The following is a 16,660-nucleotide window of genomic DNA, read 5'->3' as shown; positions in this document are numbered from 1 at the left end:
CCGTTCTTCCGGTCAGGCCACGCGGTACTGCTCGTCGCGGGCGTCGGTGACGAACATCTGTCCCGGTGCGTGGGTGATGGCGAAGGGTGGGCGCGACGCCATGACCGCGGCCTGGGGGGTCACCCCGCAGGCCCAGAACACCGGGATGTCGTCCGGTTCGGCGGCCACCGGATCGCCGAAGTCCGGGCGGGACAGGTCCTCGATGCCGAGGGCCGCCGGGTCCCCGCAGTGCAGCGGGCTGCCGTGCACCGCGGGCAGCAGGCTGGTCTCCCTGATCGCGGCTGCCAGATGCTGCGGCGGGACCGGTCGCATCGACACCACCACGGGCCCGTGCAGACGCCCCGCCGGCCGGCACCGCCGGCCGGTCACGTACATGGAGACGTTGCGTCCCTGTTCCAGGTGGCGCATCGGCACGCCCGCCTCCGTCAGCGCCCACTCGAAGGTGAAACTGCACCCGATGAGGAACGAGACCAGGTCCGTGCGCCAGTGACCGACCACGTCCGTCGGCTCGGCCACCAACTCGCCGTGCTCCCACACCCGGTAGCGGGGCAGATCCGTGCGCAGGTCGGCGCCCGGGGCGAGCGGAGTGGTCCAGGAGCCGGCGTCGGTGACGTCGAGGACCGGGCAGGGCTTCGGATTGCGTTGGCAGAACAGCAGCATGTCGTAGGCCCAGTCGGCGGGGACCGAGATCAGGTTCGCCTGGGTGTGGCCGGAGGCGACTCCGGCGGTCGGTCCCGACACGCCGGAACGGAACTGGGCCCGGGCCTTTTTGGGGCTCCACGCGTGCGCGTGGCCGTCGAGCAGGCTCACGGCGCGGTCCTGGGTGACGCGGTTCACTGGAGCTCCTTCCCACGGGTCTCGGGCAGTCCGAGGAGCGCCAGCGCCGCCAGGGCGTAGCCGATCGCCCCGAAGACGAGCGCGCCTCCCACGCCCCAGCTGTCGGCCAGGAAGCCCACCAGAGTGGGGAAGACGGCGCCCACGGCACGGCCGGTGTTGTACGTGAAGCCCTGTCCCGTCCCGCGGACCGCCGTCGGGTACAGCTCGCTGAGGAACGAGCCGAAGCCGCTGAAGATCGCCGACATGCAGAAGCCGAGCGGGAAACCCAGCACCAGGAGAAGGGTGTTGGCGCCGCTGGGGATGTTCGCGTACGTGAGGATGCCGGCCGCGGACAGGACGGCGAAGAGCAGGATGTTGCGCTTGCGGCCCAGTTTGTCGGTGAGGTAGCCGCCGGTGAGATAGCCGAGGAAGGCCCCGGAGATCAGGAACGTGAGGTAGCCGCCGGTGCCGACCACGGAGAGACCGCGTTCCGTCTTCAGGTAGGTGGGCACCCAGGTGGCCAGCGTGTAGTAGCCGCCCTGCACGCCGGTGGAGAGCAGGCCCGCGAAGATCGTGGTGCGCAGCAGGCCGGGGGCGTCGGCGGTCCCGGGCTTGAAGATCGTGGCGAACGTCCCATTCTGGGGGTTCTTCTGTCGCTCGGCGGCCGCCTCGGGGGCGTCCTGCACCCGGCGGCGCACCCAGATGACGAGCAGCGCCGGCAGCGCGCCGGTCCAGAACATCACGCGCCACGCGAGGTCGTCGCCGAGGAACTGGAAGACCAGTGTGTAGACGATCACGGCCAGCGCCCAGCCCACGGCCCAGGAGCTCTGGATCGCGCCGAGCGTCCGGCCCCGGTGCCTGGGGCTCGCGTACTCGGCGACCAGGATCGCGCCGACCGCCCACTCGCCGCCGAAGCCGAGCCCCTGGAGGGCCCGGAACACCAGCAGGGTCTCGTAGTTGGGCGCGAAGCCGCAGGCCACGGTGAAGACGGCGTACGTGATCACGGTGATCATCAGTGCCTTGACGCGGCCGACGCGGTCCGCGATCACCCCGGCGACGGCGCCGCCGACCGCCGAGACGACGAGCGTGACCGTGGTGAACAGACCGGTCTGACTGCTGTCCAGGCCGAAGTAGGCCGCGAGCGCGACCATGCTCAGCGGCAGCGTGAAGTAGTCGTACGAGTCCAGCGCATAGCCGCCGAACGCGCCGGCGAAGGCGCGGCGGCCCCGCGGGCCGAGTGCGTGCAGCCAGCCCAACGGGCCGTCATCGGCGGCGTGTTCGTCCGGGCCGGAGGGCGCGTCGGTGGCCGGGGCCGTTGGAGGAGGGGTCGTGCTCATGGGCACCTCGCAGTGAGGGACGGAGGGTGCTTGAGGGACTGAGCCGTGCCGTGCGGAAGCGGTGGACACCGGAGCGGTGCGGTCGGCGCCTGCCCGCTAAGGTAGAGGATCGTTGAACGATCCTTCAATACCCGTGTTGTTTCGTCCTTGTATCTGCGATTGAATTCCGGGCATGGCAGAGCTGACCGGACTGGCCGACGACCGGGCCCTGCTGGGTCGCACCAGCACCGCCGAGCGCGTCTCGGACATCCTCAGAAGCCGTATCGCCGAGGGGTACTTCCCACCCGGGACACGGCTCTCCGAGGACAGCATCGGCGGCGCGCTCGGCGTCTCGCGCAACACGCTGCGCGAGGCGTTCCGGCTGCTCACCCACGAGCGGCTGCTCGTGCACGAGCTCAACCGGGGCGTCTTCGTCCGGGTCCTCACCGTCGAGGACGTGGCGGACATCTACCGCACCCGCGCACTGGTCGAGTGCGCCGTCGTACGGGGTCTCGGCGCACCGCCGTACGCCGTGGACGGCCTCGCGAAGGCCGTCGCGGACGGACAGCGGGCGGCACGCGAGAGTGACTGGAAAGGTGTCTCCACGGCGAACATCCACTTCCACCGGGAGCTGGTGGCGCTCGCCGGGAGCGCCCGCACCGACGAGCTGATGCGCAGCGTCTTCGCCGAACTGCGCCTCGCCTTCCACGTGGTGGACGATCCGCGCCGGCTGCACGAGCCGTATCTCGCACGCAACCGGCAGATCCTCCAGACCCTCCAGGCCGGCGAGCGGGACGAGGCGGAGAAGCTCCTCGCGGGCTATCTCGACGACTCGCTCCAGGGGTTGGTGGAGGTGTACGGGCGGCGCGTGGGCGACGGTTCGGGCGGGGCCGGCTGAGGTGTTGGGGGTGCCTCGCGGGAGGCGCTCGCAGTGGGGCTTCCGTGGAGTCGGCGGGGTGTCTTGGCGGGTGGGCCTGGGCTGAGGCGTCGGGGTGTCTCGGCGGGCGGCCTCGGCCGAGCCGTCGGGCTCGCTTCGTGGGAGGCCCCGGTCACGGGTCGCTTCTGCGTCGTTTCGACCGTTGTCAGACCGAGGACCTAGTCTGTGCACCGTGACTTCGCCTGCATCGACGGACCGTGTTCCGCCCCAGCTCAGCGCGGGGCCGCGCCCCGCCCCGGGCCCGGCCGCCGACGAGGGTCTGGCGCGGCGGCTGCGCGCGCTCGCCTGCACGGCGCCGCTGCACGACCTCGACGCACGCAAGGCCAACCTCGCCGGTGAGTACTCGGTGTACGGCATGGCGGAAGTGGCCCTCGCGGCCATCGACCTCGTCACGCTGAACATGGACTTCGACACCGGCGCCGACCACGACCAGATAGTGGCCCGGCTCATCCCGCGCATCGCCGCCCAGGCCCCGCAGCGCCCCGTCGCAGAGCACGAGCGCGTGGCCCGCTGGGTCCTGGAGAACCTGATCAACGTCGGCAGCGTCGACCGCGGCTTCCGCGCCGTGTACGGCACGTTCGCACCGGACGGCTCCTACGTCCGCAGGGACTACGACTTCAAGCTGATCGAGGAGGTCCCCGGATACGGAGGAAGCGTCTATCTCCGTACGACGGACGAGGCCGTCAACGTCCTGGTCGGCGCCCTCGACACGGACGTCACCAGCGCGCAGATCGCCGCCGAGGTCAAGCTGGAGGTGCTGATCAGCCGTGGCCGTCTCGCCGACGCCCAGCTGGCCGCCGAGCAGGCCCGGTACCGGACCGTGCAGTTCTCGGAGACGCTCCGCAGGGCACTCGACGCGACCCGGCGCAACGTGCGCGCCGTCGACTGGCTCCAGACCGTGCCCGACATGATCGCCGAGGCCCTCGACCACGTCGCCGACCGGTACCGCCACGAGAACGCGATCCTCACCAACATCCGCAAGGCCCGCGACGAGTCCGAGGACCCCGAACAGAAGCGGCGCGCGGCCGAACTGGTCGACATCGTCAAGGACTGCATCCGCCGGCACACGCAGCTGCAGTCCCGGCTGCTGGAGGCGGGCCCGCTGTTCCGCGCCGAGCAGGACCGGCAGGCGTTCGCCACCCCCATGACGACGTCGGGGATAGACCTCTACGGGCACCTCGTGGCCCCCGTGCTGCCGCTGCCCGTGGAGCAGGCGCTACGGGTGACGGACGCCTTCTTCGCGAGCGGGACCGGGCTGCGCACGCCGGTCTCGGTGCGGGTCGCGGACCTCGTGGACATACTGCTGACGCCGCCCATGGAGCGGGAACACCTCGGTGCGGAGATGCCCGAGCCCGATCTCATCGCCACCCCCGACGACAGCCGGTTCAGCGAGGAGCAGCTGGCGAGCGCGATGGAGTTGCTCGACCTGCCCGCCGACGCGCCGCGCAGGCTGTCCGGGCTGCTTGCGGAGGCCCGCCGGCGGGATCCCGAACTGCCTTACCTGGTCGCCCTGTTGGCCGTCCACGCGGCGAGCCCGCCGGTGGGCACCGCCTACCGGCAGGGGGAGCAGAAGCTGCTCTTCGCCGTCGACGACGGGACCGAGCTGGACGATCCCGAGTTCGGCGGGGCGGATCTCGTCGTGGGGATGGCTCTGCTGGACGCGGCGGGAATGGCTGCCGCCAGGACGGAGGCGGCGTGAACGCAGTATCGGGATGGCCGGGGTCGGCGGGGTCGGCGGGTTCACCGGGGTCGGCGGAAGGCGGCGTAAAGGCTTCGCCCCGGTCGGCGGGAAGCCGCGCGCACGCTTCACCGGGATCGCCCGGCAACCGTGCGTCGGCCTTTCGCCGCCGGCCGTACGCCGCTGGTGGCGCAGCCCCTCGCCCCTCGCACCCCGTCGCTCTGACCCCCGTACATCAGATCAAGGAGTCCCAGCCGTGAGCGAGCACGTCGAATGGAGTGAGCCGGAGACCGCCGCCGCGCCGGCGATCGCTCCCGTCACCCCGGGCGACGCCGCCGACGCGGCGCGGCTCGTCGCCTTCGGGCTGCAGCCCAAACTGCAGCCCTCCCGCGACCAGGAGTACGCGGAGCTGCTGCGCCGCTACCGCGAGGACCCACCGTTCGCGCGGCTGGCCGACGCCGTGGCCGCCGGGCTCGGCCTGGTCGTCCTGGAGGTGTCCCCGCGCGCGGGGATGGCCGTGACCGCTGCCGAGGACTCCGTGTTCGCCGTCCGCATGGGCGACTACGCGCGGCGCGCGTCGGCCGACTCCGGGGACCGGTTCCTGCACGGCCTCGCGCACCTCGCGGTCGCTGCCATGGCGTTCCCCCGCCCCGAGGACCTCGCCGACGACGGATACATCGGACGCGTGAGCGTCAACGGCGTCGACGCGTTCGTACGCCAGGCCTGCCGCCGACTGGAGGAGCGGGCCGACGAGCAGGGCGAGAACACCGACCCGGCGACGGACGCACCCGGTCTGGAGGCCGCCTGGCACATCTGGGCGAGACGCACCTCCACGGGGGCGACCAAGGACGCGCGCAGACTGGCCGGTTCGACCACCGGCATCGTCGGCAAGGCCGTCGTGTTCCTCACGGACTCCGGTTTCCTGCAGCGCACGGGGGACGAGTCCGGAGGGACGTACCGCACCACGGCCCGCTATCAGCTCCAGGTCCGTGACATGGCGGGCAGCGCTGCCCTGGCCGAGCTGCTCGAGCTGGGTATCGTGCCGGTGACCGACGGCACCGCGACGCTGCTGCCCGCCGAGGAGACCGACGATCTGGAGCTGGCCGCCGACGCGGGACTGCCCTTCCACTCGTGACCGGCCACGGATGCCCGAAGGCCACCCACCCCGAACCTCCGTACGCCTCCCTCGGCCTCCGCACCACTGACCTCACACTCCAGAACGCCGCTCCGCCCCCGAAGACCTCCGACGCCTGAACCTCCGCTCCCTTCCGAAGACTTACGACGAGAGTCCGCCGCCATGTACGAGCTGTCCCGGGTCCGCCTCTACTCCATCGGGCCTGCCGGTGCGCGCTACGCCGACACCGTCCTGGACCTCCGGGGAGTCGGCGCGCCCGTGCCCGACCCCGCGCCCGCCCAGGCGGAGTTCTTCGCGGAGGAGCCCGTCGGGCCGCCGCGCAGGCCCGCCCCCGCCGGCGTGCTCTTCCTGGAGAACGGCGGCGGCAAGTCGGTGCTGCTCAAGCTGATCTTCTCGGTGATGCTGCCGGGCCACCGCAACACCCTCGGCGGCGCCAGCTCCGGCGTGCTGCGCAAGTTCCTGCTCGCCGACGACTGCGGGCATGTCGCCCTGGAGTGGCAGCACACGCTGACCGGTGAGTGCGTGGTGGTCGGCAAGGTGAGCGAGTGGCGGGGACGCCAGGTCTCCAACGACCCGCGGAAGTTCGCCGAGGCCTGGTACTCGTTCCGGCCGGGACCCGGGCTGAGCCTGGACAATCTGCCGGTCGCCGAGGCCACGGCCGTACGGCCGTCCGCCGAGGGCGCGTCCGGTGCCCAGGGGCGGCGGCGCACCATGAAGGGCTTCCGGGACGCGATCACCGAGGCCGGCAAGGCGTATCCGCACCTCGAAGTGCACTGGGAGGAGATCCACGACCGCTGGATCGAGCATCTCGGCGACCTGGGCCTCGACCCCGAACTCTTCCGCTACCAGCGGGAGATGAACGCCGACGAGGGTGAGGCCGCCGGCCTCTTCGCGGTCAAGAAGGACTCCGACTTCACCGACCTGCTGCTGCGCGCGGTCACCGACACCCGGGACACCGACGGGCTCGCCGACCTGGTCGGCGGCTTCGGCAACAAGCTGGGGCGGCGCGCCGAGCTCATCGCCGAGCGGGACTTCACGGCCGGGTCCGTGGATCTGCTCGGGCGGATCGTCGACGCGGCCGAGACGCGGGCCCGCGCGCGTGACGTCCACGCCGGCGCCGAGCGGCGTACGCGCACGCTGGCCCGGCGCCTGTCCGCACGGTCGGTCGGGGAGCGCAGCCGCGTCGCCGACCTCGCCCAGCGGGTCACGGCCGCCGCCCACACGGTCACCGAAGCGGACGGCGCCCGTTCCACCAGCGCCCTGATCGCGGCCGAACTCGCCTACCGGCACGCCTCGCTGGCGCTCGCCGGCGCCGAGAAGTCCGCGGCCGCCCAGAAACGGGAGCTCGCCGACGCGCGCACGCTGCACTCCGCCTGGCAGGCGGCCGAGCTCGTGCTGCGGCACCGCGCCGCCGCCGACCGCTCCGCGCGCGTGGCCGTGGCGATCCGCGAGGCCGAGCGGGATGCGGCGCCCGCACTCGCCGCCCGTGCCGAGGCCGCCGTCGATCTCGTACGCGCGCTGCACGGCGCCGCCGAAGGGGCCGAGGCGCTCGCCAACGAGGAGGAGGAGCGGTCCGCCGGGCTCCAGGACATCGGCGAGACCGCGCACCGCGACGCGACGGCGGCGGCCACCGAGGCGCAGCGCGCCCGCAGTGAGGTCGGGCATCTGCGCCAGCGGCTGGCCGAGGTCGAGCAGGAGACCGCCGAGGCGGTGCGCGCCGGCTGGCTGGACGACACCGCGCCCGACGCCGACCCGGCGCGCGCCGCGCTCGCCGCCAGCGATGCCGAGAAGTCGGCCGTCGCGGCATGGGACACCGCGCGGGACGCGTCACGGCGCGCCTCGGACCACGCACGGGAGGCGGCCTCGGCGGAGTCCCGGGCGGAGCTCACGGCCGCGCGCGCGGCGGACGCGGCCACGGCGACCGAGCGCTCGTACGACGGGGAGCGGCGCACCGCGGAGTCGCTGGCGGGGGAGGAACGGCTGGCGGAACTGCTGAGTCTGCCGGGCGCCGCCGGCAGCGGGCGTACCGGCGTGCCGGTGCCCAGGGCGGCGGCGGACGGCCCGGCGCAGAGCGGGTCCACGGGAGCCACCGCACGGAGCGCGGCCGGCCGGGGACGCGACGCCTCGGCCGACGGCGGCGCCCCTCTCACGGGCGAATCCGCCCTGACCCCGGAGCAGTTGGACCAGTACGCCGACGAACTGCGCGAGCTGCTCGACGACGGTGTCACCTCCGCCGAGCGCCAGCTCTTCGAGCTGCGGACGGCCGCGGCCGACGACGCCCGGATCCTCGGTGCGCTCGGCGACGGGGGACTGCTGCCGGCCGGCCCGGACGTCCTGGCCACCGTCGAGTTCCTCGGCGAGCACGGCATCCCCGCCCTGCCCGGCTGGCGCTACCTCGCGCAGGCCGTCGACCCCGTCGACCACGCCCGCGTGCTCGCCGCGCGGCCGGAGCTGGTCGACGGTGTGATCATCACCGACCCGGACACCCATGCCCGGGCCCGCCAGGCGCTCAGCGAGGCCGCGCTGCTGCCGCGCTCCGCCGTCGCCGTGGGGACGGCCGCCGCGCTGCTCGCCCCGACCCCGGCCCCGGACGCGGGAGACGGCGACGTCTTCCTCGTACCGCCGAACCCGGCCATGCACGACGAGCACGCGGCGGACGAGGAGCGGCAGGCGCTGCGGGCCCGGGCGGGCCGGCGTGACGAGGAGATCCGCACGCTCGCCGCCCGGCTCGGCAAGGACCGCGAGCTGGCCGCGCGGCTGGCGTCCTGGCGCACCGGATGCCCGGCGGGGCGGCTCGTCGAGCTCGCCACCGCCGCCCGGGAGGCGCGGGCGTTCGCCGAGGAGGCCGAGGCCGAGCTCGCCGAGGCGCGTACCGTCCGCGCCGAGGCCGACGAGGCGGCGGCCGAGGCGGCGCTGGTGCGGGACGAGCGGCAGGAGGCAGCTCAGCGGGCCCGGCGGGCCGCCGACGCCCTCGCGGGCCTCGCCTTCCGGCTGCGCGAGCGCGCAGGCTGGCAGGTCAAGGTGCGTGAACTCGCCGACGAGGCGGCGGAGTCGGAGTCCCGCGCCCAGGTCTGCCTGGAGCGCGCCCGGGCCGCGGACGAGGACCGCCGTGCCGCCCAGCGGGCCGCCGACGACGCCCGCCGTACGGCCCGTGCGCTGCGCGCCGAGCGCGCCGAGATCGCGGGTGTGCCCGAGGGCGTGCCGGCGGAGCACGGCGGTGCGCCGGGGGCCCCGGGAGACACACCCAAGACTTCCCTCCCGGCCCTTCGCGAGGCCTACCGCGCCGCCTCACAGCTCTACGAGAAGGTCGGCGTCGGCGCCGACCTCCGTGCCGAGCAGGCGCACGCCGAGAGCGACGAGAGTGCGGCGCTGGCCGAGCTGGACCGGCTCAGCAACAAGGTGCGTACCCGCGCGGCGCAGCTCCTGGAGTCACCCGACGGTTCGGACGGGCCCTCCCGGCAGGCGGCCGCCTCCCGTGCGGAGGAGCTGGTCCAGCTCCTGGAGACGCGGATGTCGACCGCGAGCGAGCAGCTGGGGCGGCTGCGGGGCGAGGCGGAGCGGCACGCGCCCGAGGAGGGTGAGGCGCACATCGAGCTGCCGGACGAGCTGATCCCGCGCGACGCCGAGCACGCGCAGGCGCTGTTGCGCACCGCCACCGCCGAACTCGCCGCCCGCTCCGACGCGTTGGGCCGGGCGCGCGAAGCCCACACCGAGCTGCTCGACGCCCACCGCGCCGCCGAGGACGCCGCCGGTGGCTTCGAGGAGACGGCCGCCCTGCTCCGGGACCTGTTGCGCGAGCACGCCGACGACGAGCAGGAGGAGCAGGAGCCCTACCCCGGCAGTCTCGAAGAGGCACGGCATTCCGCGGCGGAGGCCCGGCGTTCGCTGCGTGGTTGCGCCGCCGATCTGTCGGCCGCCGAGGCCGGGGTGCGCGAGGCGAGCGACATCCTCGTACGCCACGCCAACTCCACGCGCTACGAGCAGGTGCGCACCCCCGCCCGCCAGCAGATCCGCGAGCTGCCCGCCTCCGCGCTGCCGGAGCACGCGCAGAAGTGGGCGGACGCGTTCGCGCCCCGACTGCGGGTCCTGACGGACGAGTTGGCGCAGCTGGAGCGCAACAGGGACTCCATCGTGGACCGGCTGCGCGGGCTCGTGGAGTCGGCGCTCGCCACGCTGCGGTCCGCGCAGCGGCTGTCCCGGCTCCCGGAGGGGCTCGGCGAGTGGTCGGGGCAGGAGTTCCTGCGCATCCGCTTCGAGGAGCCCGACCAGGCCACGCTCACCGAGCGGCTCGGCGAGGTCGTCGACGAGGCGACCCGCGCGGCCGTCAAGAAGAACTCGGACATGCGCCGCGACGGCATGTCCCTGCTGCTGCGCGGGGTCAGCGCGGCGCTCCAGCCGAAGGGCGTCGCCGTCGAGATCCTCAAGCCGGACGCCGTGCTGCGTGCCGAGCGTGTGCCCGTCGGGCAGATGGGCGACGTGTTCTCCGGCGGCCAGCTGCTCACGGCCGCCATCGCGCTGTACTGCACGATGGCGGCCCTGCGCAGCAACGACCGGGGCCGCGACAAGCACCGGCACGCCGGCACGCTGTTCCTCGACAACCCCATCGGGCGGGCCAACGCGACGTATCTGCTGGAACTCCAGCGGGCCGTCTCGGACGCGCTCGGTGTCCAGCTCCTCTACACGACGGGCCTGTTCGACACGACCGCGCTGGCCGAGTTCCCGCTGGTCATCCGGTTGCGCAACGACGCCGACCTGCGGGCCGGGCTGAAGTACATCAGCGTGGAGGAACACCTCAGGCCGGGGCTGCCGCGCGAGGATTCCACCGGGGAGGCCGGGCACAGCGAGATCACGGCGACCAGGATGTTCAAGAGGCCCGCACCAAGCGCCTCTTGAGGGGCGTGGGGGACTGCGTGACCAGCCGTGAACGGCCCGCAGTCACCCACGACGGCAACCTACCCGTCCTCCTTCAGCATGTCCGCGCACTTCTCGCCGATCATCATCGTCGTGATGCAGGGATTGACGGAGATGAGATCCGGCATCGCCGAACCGTCCGCGACCCGCAGGCCCTCGACCCCCTTGACCCGCAGCCGCGCGTCGAGCGGGGCCGATGCGTCGTCGTCCGCGCCCATCTTCACGGTGCAGGACGGGTGGTAGACGGTGTTGTGGGTCTTGTGGATGTAGTCGAGGAGCTCGTCGTCGGTACGGACATCGGGGCCGGGCGCCAGCTCCGCGCCCGCCCAGCCGCTCAGCGCGGGCTGCCCGGCGATCCGCCGGGCGAGCCGCAGGCCGTACGTCATCACGCGCGCGTCGTGCTCGTGCGTGAAGTAGCGGGGGTCGACCTTCGGCTTGTCACGGAAGTCGCGGGTACGCAGCCGCACCGTGCCGCGTGACTTGGCGCGGGTGACGTTCGGCGTGAGGCAGAACGCGTTCTCGGACGTCGGATAGCCCCAGCGCGCGGTGTTCATGTCGAACGGCACCGAGCCGTAGTGGAACATCAGGTCCGGGCGGTCCAGGCCCGGTTCGGTGTCGTAGAAGATGCCCGCCTCCCACCACTGGTTGGACGTGGTGGTCATCGGCTGTTTGGCGTCCCACATGATGACACCCTCCGGGTGGTCCTGGAGGTTCTCGCCGACGCCCGCCGAGTCCACCACCACCTCGACGCCCGTCTCGCGCAGATGCCCGGCGGGTCCGATGCCCGACAGCATCAGCAGCTTGGGGGTGTCGATGGACCCGCAGGACACGATCACCTCGCGGCGGGCGCGCACCGTCCGCGTGTGGATCAGGTCGGGATCCAGATACTCGGCGCCCACGCAACGCCGGCCGTCGAGGACGAGCTTCTTGGCGCGCACTCCGGTGCGCACGTCGAGGTTGGGCCGCTTGCCGAGGATCGGGTGCAGATACGCGACCGAGGACGACTGCCGGGTGTTGTTCTCGTCGGAGTTGATCTGGAACCAGTGGGCGCCCCGGACCACGGTCGTACCCGTGTTGAAGGGGACGGTCGGGATGCCCTCCTGGGCGCAGGCCTCCAACAGGGCCGTGCCGCACGGGTCTTCGCCCTTCACCGTGCGCAGCTTCACCGGACCGCTGCGGCCGTGGTGGTCGCCGGGAGCGTCGTTGGACTCCAGCCGCTGGTAGAGCGGGAAGAGTTCGGCGGCGCTCCACCCCGTGCACCCCGCCGCCGCCCAGTCGTCCAGGTCCTCGGCGGGGGCCCAGAAGGCGATACAGGAGTTGTGCGAGGAACAGCCGCCGAGGACCCGCGCGCGGGCGTGCCGCATGAAGCTGTTGCCGCTGGCCTGCGGCTCGACCGGGTAGTCCCAGTCGTACCCGGACTCCAGCAGACCCATCCAGCGGTCCAGCCTCAGGACGTTGTCGTCGCCGACGTCGCTCGGCCCCGCCTCCAGCAGGCACACCGTGACGGACGGGTCCTCGGAGAGCCGGGCCGCGACCACGTTGCCCGCAGTGCCGCCGCCGACCACGACATAGTCGAACTCATCGACATTCATGGGGAGTTGACCTCCTTCAGTCGGTCGCCGCGGGGGCGACGGATGCGGGCACCGCGGTCTGCAGCTGGTGCTCGGCGAGCACCCCGGTGCGGTGCCGCTGCACGAACCAGTAGTAGGCGAAACCGCCGCCGGCGATCACCGAGACGAACAGGACCGCGCCCCACCGCAGATACCAGTGGTACGGGGCCGCGGCGTTGTAGACCTCGGCCCGCGGCCAGATCAGGTTGAGCATCATGGCCGTGCCCCAGAACACGGCGACGATGTTGACCAGGAGGCCCCAGCGGCCCAGTGAGAACTTGCCGTCCCCGGCGGGCTGCCACTTGCCGCGCAGCCGGGCCACCAGCATCGGCGCGGTGACGCCGAGGTAGGCGAGGTAGATCATGATGATGCCGATGCTGGTGACGACGGTGAAGATCTGCGGCTGGCGGATGTTCACCACGAGGATCGCCACCGCCAGGATGCCGATGACCACGGCGGGGAGCACCGGGGTCTGGAAGCGCGGGCTGACCTTGGCCAGCAGGGAGGACGCGGGCAGGTTGTTGTCGCGGGACATCGCGAAGGCCAGCCGGATCGCCGCCGTGTGCACCGCGAGGGCGCAGACCGTGACCGCGATCAGCACGCACCACAGCATCGCCTTGCCGGCTGTCGGCCCGAGCACGTCGAGGACGATGAACTGCAGCCCGTCCGTGGACAGCTTGTCGCCCTTGAGGCTGGAGACGCTCATCAGCGCCAGCAGCAGCACGAGCCCGCCCAGGACGAACGAGGCCACGATCGCGCGGATGATGGCGCGCGGGGCGTTGCGGGACGGGTCCAGGGACTCCTCACCGAGCGAGGCGGCGGTGTCGAATCCGTACATGACGTACGCCGAGGCCAGCGAGGCGACGAGGAACGGGCCGAGATAGCCGAACGTCTGGCCGGCCCCGTGGCCCTGCGTCTGGGTGACGACCTGCGGTCCCCGGGTGATGTGGACGGCGAACAGCACGATGAGGACGACGGTGGCGACCAGCTCGATGAAGACACCCGCGCTGTTGATGGTGGCCATCAGCTTCACACCGAAGGCGTTCACCAGGGTCGTGAACAGAATGAGGACCGTGGCCAGGACGACCGCGTTCGTCGCCACGTCGTACTTACCGGTGCCGTCCCCGATGAACTGGAAAGTGGACGAAATCTGCGGCAGCGTCAGTTGATAGGCGAGCGCCACGGCCGCGATCGACACGATGGAGGCGATCAGCATCATCCAGCCGGCGAGCCAGCCGAGATGCGGATTGCCTATCTTCTTCGACCAGTTGTAGACGGAGCCCGCCACGGGATAGCGGGCGGCCAGTTCCGCAAAGCACAGGGCGACCATGAACTGCCCCACGAAGACCATCGGCCAGGACCACCAGTAGGCGGGACCGCCGCTGCCGTAACCGAAGTAGAAGAGCTGGAAGGTGCCGGTGAGGATGGAGATGTAGCTGATGCCGGCGGCGAAGGTGTGGAAGTTGCCGAGGGTGCGCTTGAGTTCGGGTTTGTAGCCGAACTCGGCGAGCTCGGAATCGTCGTTCTGCTCTGGTCTCGCGGGCGGATGGATGGTCATGAGCGGCCTCCTGGATCGGGGAGCGGGGCACGGCTCGTGCGGGCGCGGGCGGGGGGTGACAGCGGTGGGATCAGGCGAACCAGCCCTGCGGGGACGGGTCGGTGTTGCGCCAGATGTGCTTGGTCTCGCGGTACTCGGCGAGACCCGAGGGGCCCAGCTCACGTCCGAAGCCGGACTGCTTGAAGCCGCCCCATTCGGCCTGCGGGACGTAGGGGTGGTAGTCGTTGATCCAGACCGTGCCGAGCCGCAGCCGGGCCGCGACCCGCTGGGCCTTGGCCTCGTCGCCGGTCCACACCGCGCCGGCGAGCCCGTAGACGGTGTTGTTGGCGAGCCGCACGGCGTCGGACTCGCTGGTGAACCGCTCCACGGTCAGGACGGGCCCGAACGACTCGTCCTGCACCACCGACATCTCCCCGGAGCACTCGTCCAGGACGGTGGGCAGGTAGAAGAACCCGTCCTCGAACCCGGCCCCGGACGGCCGGGCTCCGCCGCACCGCAGGACCGCGCCCTCGGCGAGACCCCGCGCCACGTACGCCTCGACCTTCTCGCGATGGCCGGCCGAGATCAGGGCACCGGTCTGGGCCTGCTCGTCGAAGGGGCCGCCGAGCCGGATCTCCGAGGCCCGCCGGACCACCTCGTCGACGAACCGGTCGTGCAGCGAGTCCTCCACCAGCAGCCGCGCACCGGCCGAGCAGACCTGCCCCGAGTGCAGGAAAATGGCGGTCAGCGCCATGTCGACGGCCGTCTCGAAGTCGGCGTCGGCGAAGACGATGTTGGGGTTCTTGCCGCCCAGCTCCAGAGCGACCTTCTTGACCGTCCCGGCCGCGGCGGCCATCAGCCCGCGACCGGTGTGCAGTCCGCCGGTGAAGGAGACGAGGTCGACGTCCGGGTGGTCGCCCAGCGGCGCGCCCGCCTCCGGGCCCGCCCCCAGGACGAGGTTGCCGACGCCGGCCGGGAGCCCCGCCTCGTCCAGGAGGCGCAGCAGATGAATCGCCGTGTGCGGGGTCAGCTCGCTCGGCTTGAGCACGAAGGTGTTGCCCGCCGCGAGCGCCGGCGCGACCTTCCACGCGGTCTGCAGAAGGGGATAGTTCCAGGGCGTGATCAGCGCGCAGACGCCGACCGGCTCGTACACGACCCGGCTGTCGACGCCCGCCGTGCCGGTCTCGTTCACCCGGCCGGTCTCGGCGGCGGCGGTCCGTCCGAAGTAGCGGAAGCAGTTGGCGATGTCGTCGATGTCGTACTCGCTCTCGACGAGCCGCTTGCCGGTGTCGAGCGACTCGGCCCGCGCCAGCAGTCCCTTGTCGCGGACGAGCAGGTCGGCGACGCGCAGCAGCAGGTCACCGCGCTCCGCGGCCGGGGTCGTCGGCCAGGGCCCCTCGTCGAAGGCGCGACGTGCGGCCGCGATCGCCTCCACGGTGTCCTTGCCGCCCGCCTCGTCGACGACCCCCACCAGGGAACCGTCGGCGGGACAGCGGATCTCGCGGGTGCGCTCGTCGAGCGCGCGGGTCCAGGCCCCGTCGATGAAGAGGGTGGGTCCGTCCGTGGTCTCAGGCACTGGGGCCTCCTAGCTGCTGGATCAGCCACTCGTGGAAGATCCCTATGTGGTGCTCGGTAGGAACCAGCACACCACCGTTCCGGTAGGCCCGCGACGTCATGGCGGGCTGCGTGCGTTCACAGGCCGCGAAGTCCTGGGCGTTCACCCGGTGGAAGAGCTCGACCGACTTCGACACGTCGGCGCCGGATGCGACGACGTCCGGCGCGTAGAGCCAGTCGCACTCCACGACCGTGCGGTCCTCGGCGAGCGGGAACATGCGGTGCAGGATGACATGGTCGGGGACCAGATTGATGAAGACCGTCGGTTTCACCGTGATCGCGTAGTACCGGCGGTCCTGGTCCTCCGCGACGTCCGGCAGCCGCCCGAAGCCCGCACTGCCGTCGACCGTGAACCCCTCGACCTCCGTGCCGAACTCGGCGCCGTGCCCCACGTAGTACTGGGCCGCGTACCCGTCAGCGAACTCCGGGAGCACGTCCGTCAGCTCGGGATGGATCGTGGCGCAGTGGTAGCACTCCATGAAGTTCTCGACGATCAGCTTCCAGTTCGCCTTCACGTCATAGGTGATGCGTTTTCCGAGGGCCAGGTTCTCGGTGCCGTAGTGCTCGATGGCGGCGGCGTTCCCGAGCCGCTCCACGGCCGCGGCCAGCACCGTCTCCTCGAAGGAGGGCGGCTCCTCGGCCAGGCAGACCCAGGCGTAGCCGAGCCACTCGCGCAGGGCGACGCCGACCAGGCCGTACTCGGTGCGGTCGACGTCCGGCATCTTGGTCAGGTTCGGCGCGGCGACCAGCTTGCCGTCCAGGTCGTAGGTCCAGGCGTGGTACGGGCACTGGAGGGTGCGTCGGACCTCACCGGCCTCCTCCGTGCACAGCCGGGCCCCGCGGTGCCGGCAGATATTGAGGAAGGCCCGCAGTTCACCGGTGCGCGAGCGGGTGACCAGGACGCTCTCACGGCCGACCTGGACGGTACGGAACGCTCCGGGCCTGACGAGATCGGCGGAGCGGACGGCGCAGAACCACATCGACTCGAAGAGGTGCTGCTGCTCCTGCCGGAAGATCTCCGGGTCGGTGTAGTAGTGGCCGGGCAGGGTGGCGATCAGGCTGGGCGAGATCGGCTTCGGGGAGACGGGGGTCGTCGTCACGTGCGT

10 protein-coding genes are annotated in these 16,660 nt (G+C 72.1%); 4 read left to right on the top strand and 6 right to left on the bottom strand.

All coding sequences use genetic code 11. The features are described 5' to 3' along the window. Window positions 1–12 precede the first annotated feature (12 nt). Both ACFWM2_RS36305 and ACFWM2_RS36300 read right to left on the bottom strand, forming a co-directional pair. Entirely contained in the window at window positions 13–837 is an 825-nt protein-coding gene (locus tag ACFWM2_RS36305; RefSeq protein ID WP_383289202.1) for a putative hydro-lyase, read from the bottom strand. Beyond that, the gene (locus ACFWM2_RS36300; protein ID WP_383289199.1) at window positions 834–2,153 is read right to left on the bottom strand and encodes an MFS transporter; all 1,320 of its coding nucleotides are present in this window, start codon (window positions 2,151–2,153) and stop codon (window positions 834–836) included. Before ACFWM2_RS36300 ends, ACFWM2_RS36305 begins: the two co-directional genes overlap by 4 nt. A 172-nt stretch (window positions 2,154–2,325) precedes the next feature. Between ACFWM2_RS36300 and ACFWM2_RS36295 the strand changes: the two genes are divergently transcribed. The 4 genes from ACFWM2_RS36295 to ACFWM2_RS36280 all read left to right on the top strand — a co-directional run bounded on the left by ACFWM2_RS36295 (window position 2,326) and on the right by ACFWM2_RS36280 (window position 10,775). Continuing rightward, window positions 2,326–3,030, top strand: a complete 705-nt coding sequence (locus ACFWM2_RS36295; protein ID WP_383289196.1) for a GntR family transcriptional regulator — start codon at window positions 2,326–2,328, stop codon at window positions 3,028–3,030. A 211-nt stretch (window positions 3,031–3,241) separates the two neighbouring features. Next, complete coding sequence (locus ACFWM2_RS36290) at window positions 3,242–4,768, top strand: hypothetical protein (protein WP_383289193.1); 1,527 nt, start codon at window positions 3,242–3,244, stop codon at window positions 4,766–4,768. Window positions 4,769–5,003: 235 nt separating this feature from the next. Beyond that, window positions 5,004–5,882, top strand: a complete 879-nt coding sequence (locus tag ACFWM2_RS36285) for a hypothetical protein (RefSeq protein ID WP_383289191.1) — start codon at window positions 5,004–5,006, stop codon at window positions 5,880–5,882. Window positions 5,883–6,044: 162 nt separating this feature from the next. Then, window positions 6,045–10,775: a hypothetical protein gene (locus tag ACFWM2_RS36280; protein ID WP_383289188.1), complete on the top strand. Its 4,731-nt coding sequence runs from the start codon at window positions 6,045–6,047 to the stop codon at window positions 10,773–10,775. A gap of 59 nt (window positions 10,776–10,834) precedes the next feature. Here ACFWM2_RS36280 and ACFWM2_RS36275 read toward each other — a convergent pair whose 3' ends face one another. From ACFWM2_RS36275 to ACFWM2_RS36260, 4 genes are all read right to left on the bottom strand, one after another. Continuing rightward, complete coding sequence (locus tag ACFWM2_RS36275) at window positions 10,835–12,385, bottom strand: GMC family oxidoreductase (RefSeq protein WP_383289185.1); 1,551 nt, start codon at window positions 12,383–12,385, stop codon at window positions 10,835–10,837. Between the two features lie 16 nt (window positions 12,386–12,401). Continuing rightward, on the bottom strand, window positions 12,402–13,961 hold the full coding sequence (locus ACFWM2_RS36270) for an APC family permease (protein ID WP_383289182.1): 1,560 nt from the start codon (window positions 13,959–13,961) through the stop codon (window positions 12,402–12,404). Between the two features lie 70 nt (window positions 13,962–14,031). Next, the gene (locus ACFWM2_RS36265; RefSeq protein ID WP_383289179.1) at window positions 14,032–15,516 is read right to left on the bottom strand and encodes an aldehyde dehydrogenase family protein; all 1,485 of its coding nucleotides are present in this window, start codon (window positions 15,514–15,516) and stop codon (window positions 14,032–14,034) included. Continuing rightward, window positions 15,509–16,654, bottom strand: coding sequence for an aromatic ring-hydroxylating dioxygenase subunit alpha (locus ACFWM2_RS36260; protein ID WP_383289176.1), 1,146 nt, complete (start codon window positions 16,652–16,654; stop codon window positions 15,509–15,511). The genes ACFWM2_RS36265 and ACFWM2_RS36260 overlap by 8 nt, the downstream gene beginning before the upstream one ends. Window positions 16,655–16,660 lie beyond the last annotated feature (6 nt).

The organism is Streptomyces sp. NPDC058371 (genome assembly GCF_042723265.1).
In the GTDB taxonomy this organism is placed as follows: domain Bacteria; phylum Actinomycetota; class Actinomycetes; order Streptomycetales; family Streptomycetaceae; genus Streptomyces.
The sequence above is the reverse complement of the archived record's forward strand: the minus strand, read 5'-3'. Positions and strand labels throughout refer to the sequence as shown.

Excerpts from the sequence above, each read along its gene's own strand:
- ACFWM2_RS36300 (WP_383289199.1), bottom strand. The coding sequence starts at position 2,153 with ATGAGCACGACCCCTCCTCCAACGGCCCCGGCCACCGACGCGCCCTCC.
- ACFWM2_RS36295 (WP_383289196.1), top strand. The coding sequence starts at position 2,326 with ATGGCAGAGCTGACCGGACTGGCCGACGACCGGGCCCTGCTGGGTCGC.
- ACFWM2_RS36280 (WP_383289188.1), top strand. The coding sequence starts at position 6,045 with ATGTACGAGCTGTCCCGGGTCCGCCTCTACTCCATCGGGCCTGCCGGT.
- ACFWM2_RS36275 (WP_383289185.1), bottom strand. The coding sequence starts at position 12,385 with ATGAATGTCGATGAGTTCGACTATGTCGTGGTCGGCGGCGGCACTGCG.
- ACFWM2_RS36270 (WP_383289182.1), bottom strand. The coding sequence starts at position 13,961 with ATGACCATCCATCCGCCCGCGAGACCAGAGCAGAACGACGATTCCGAG.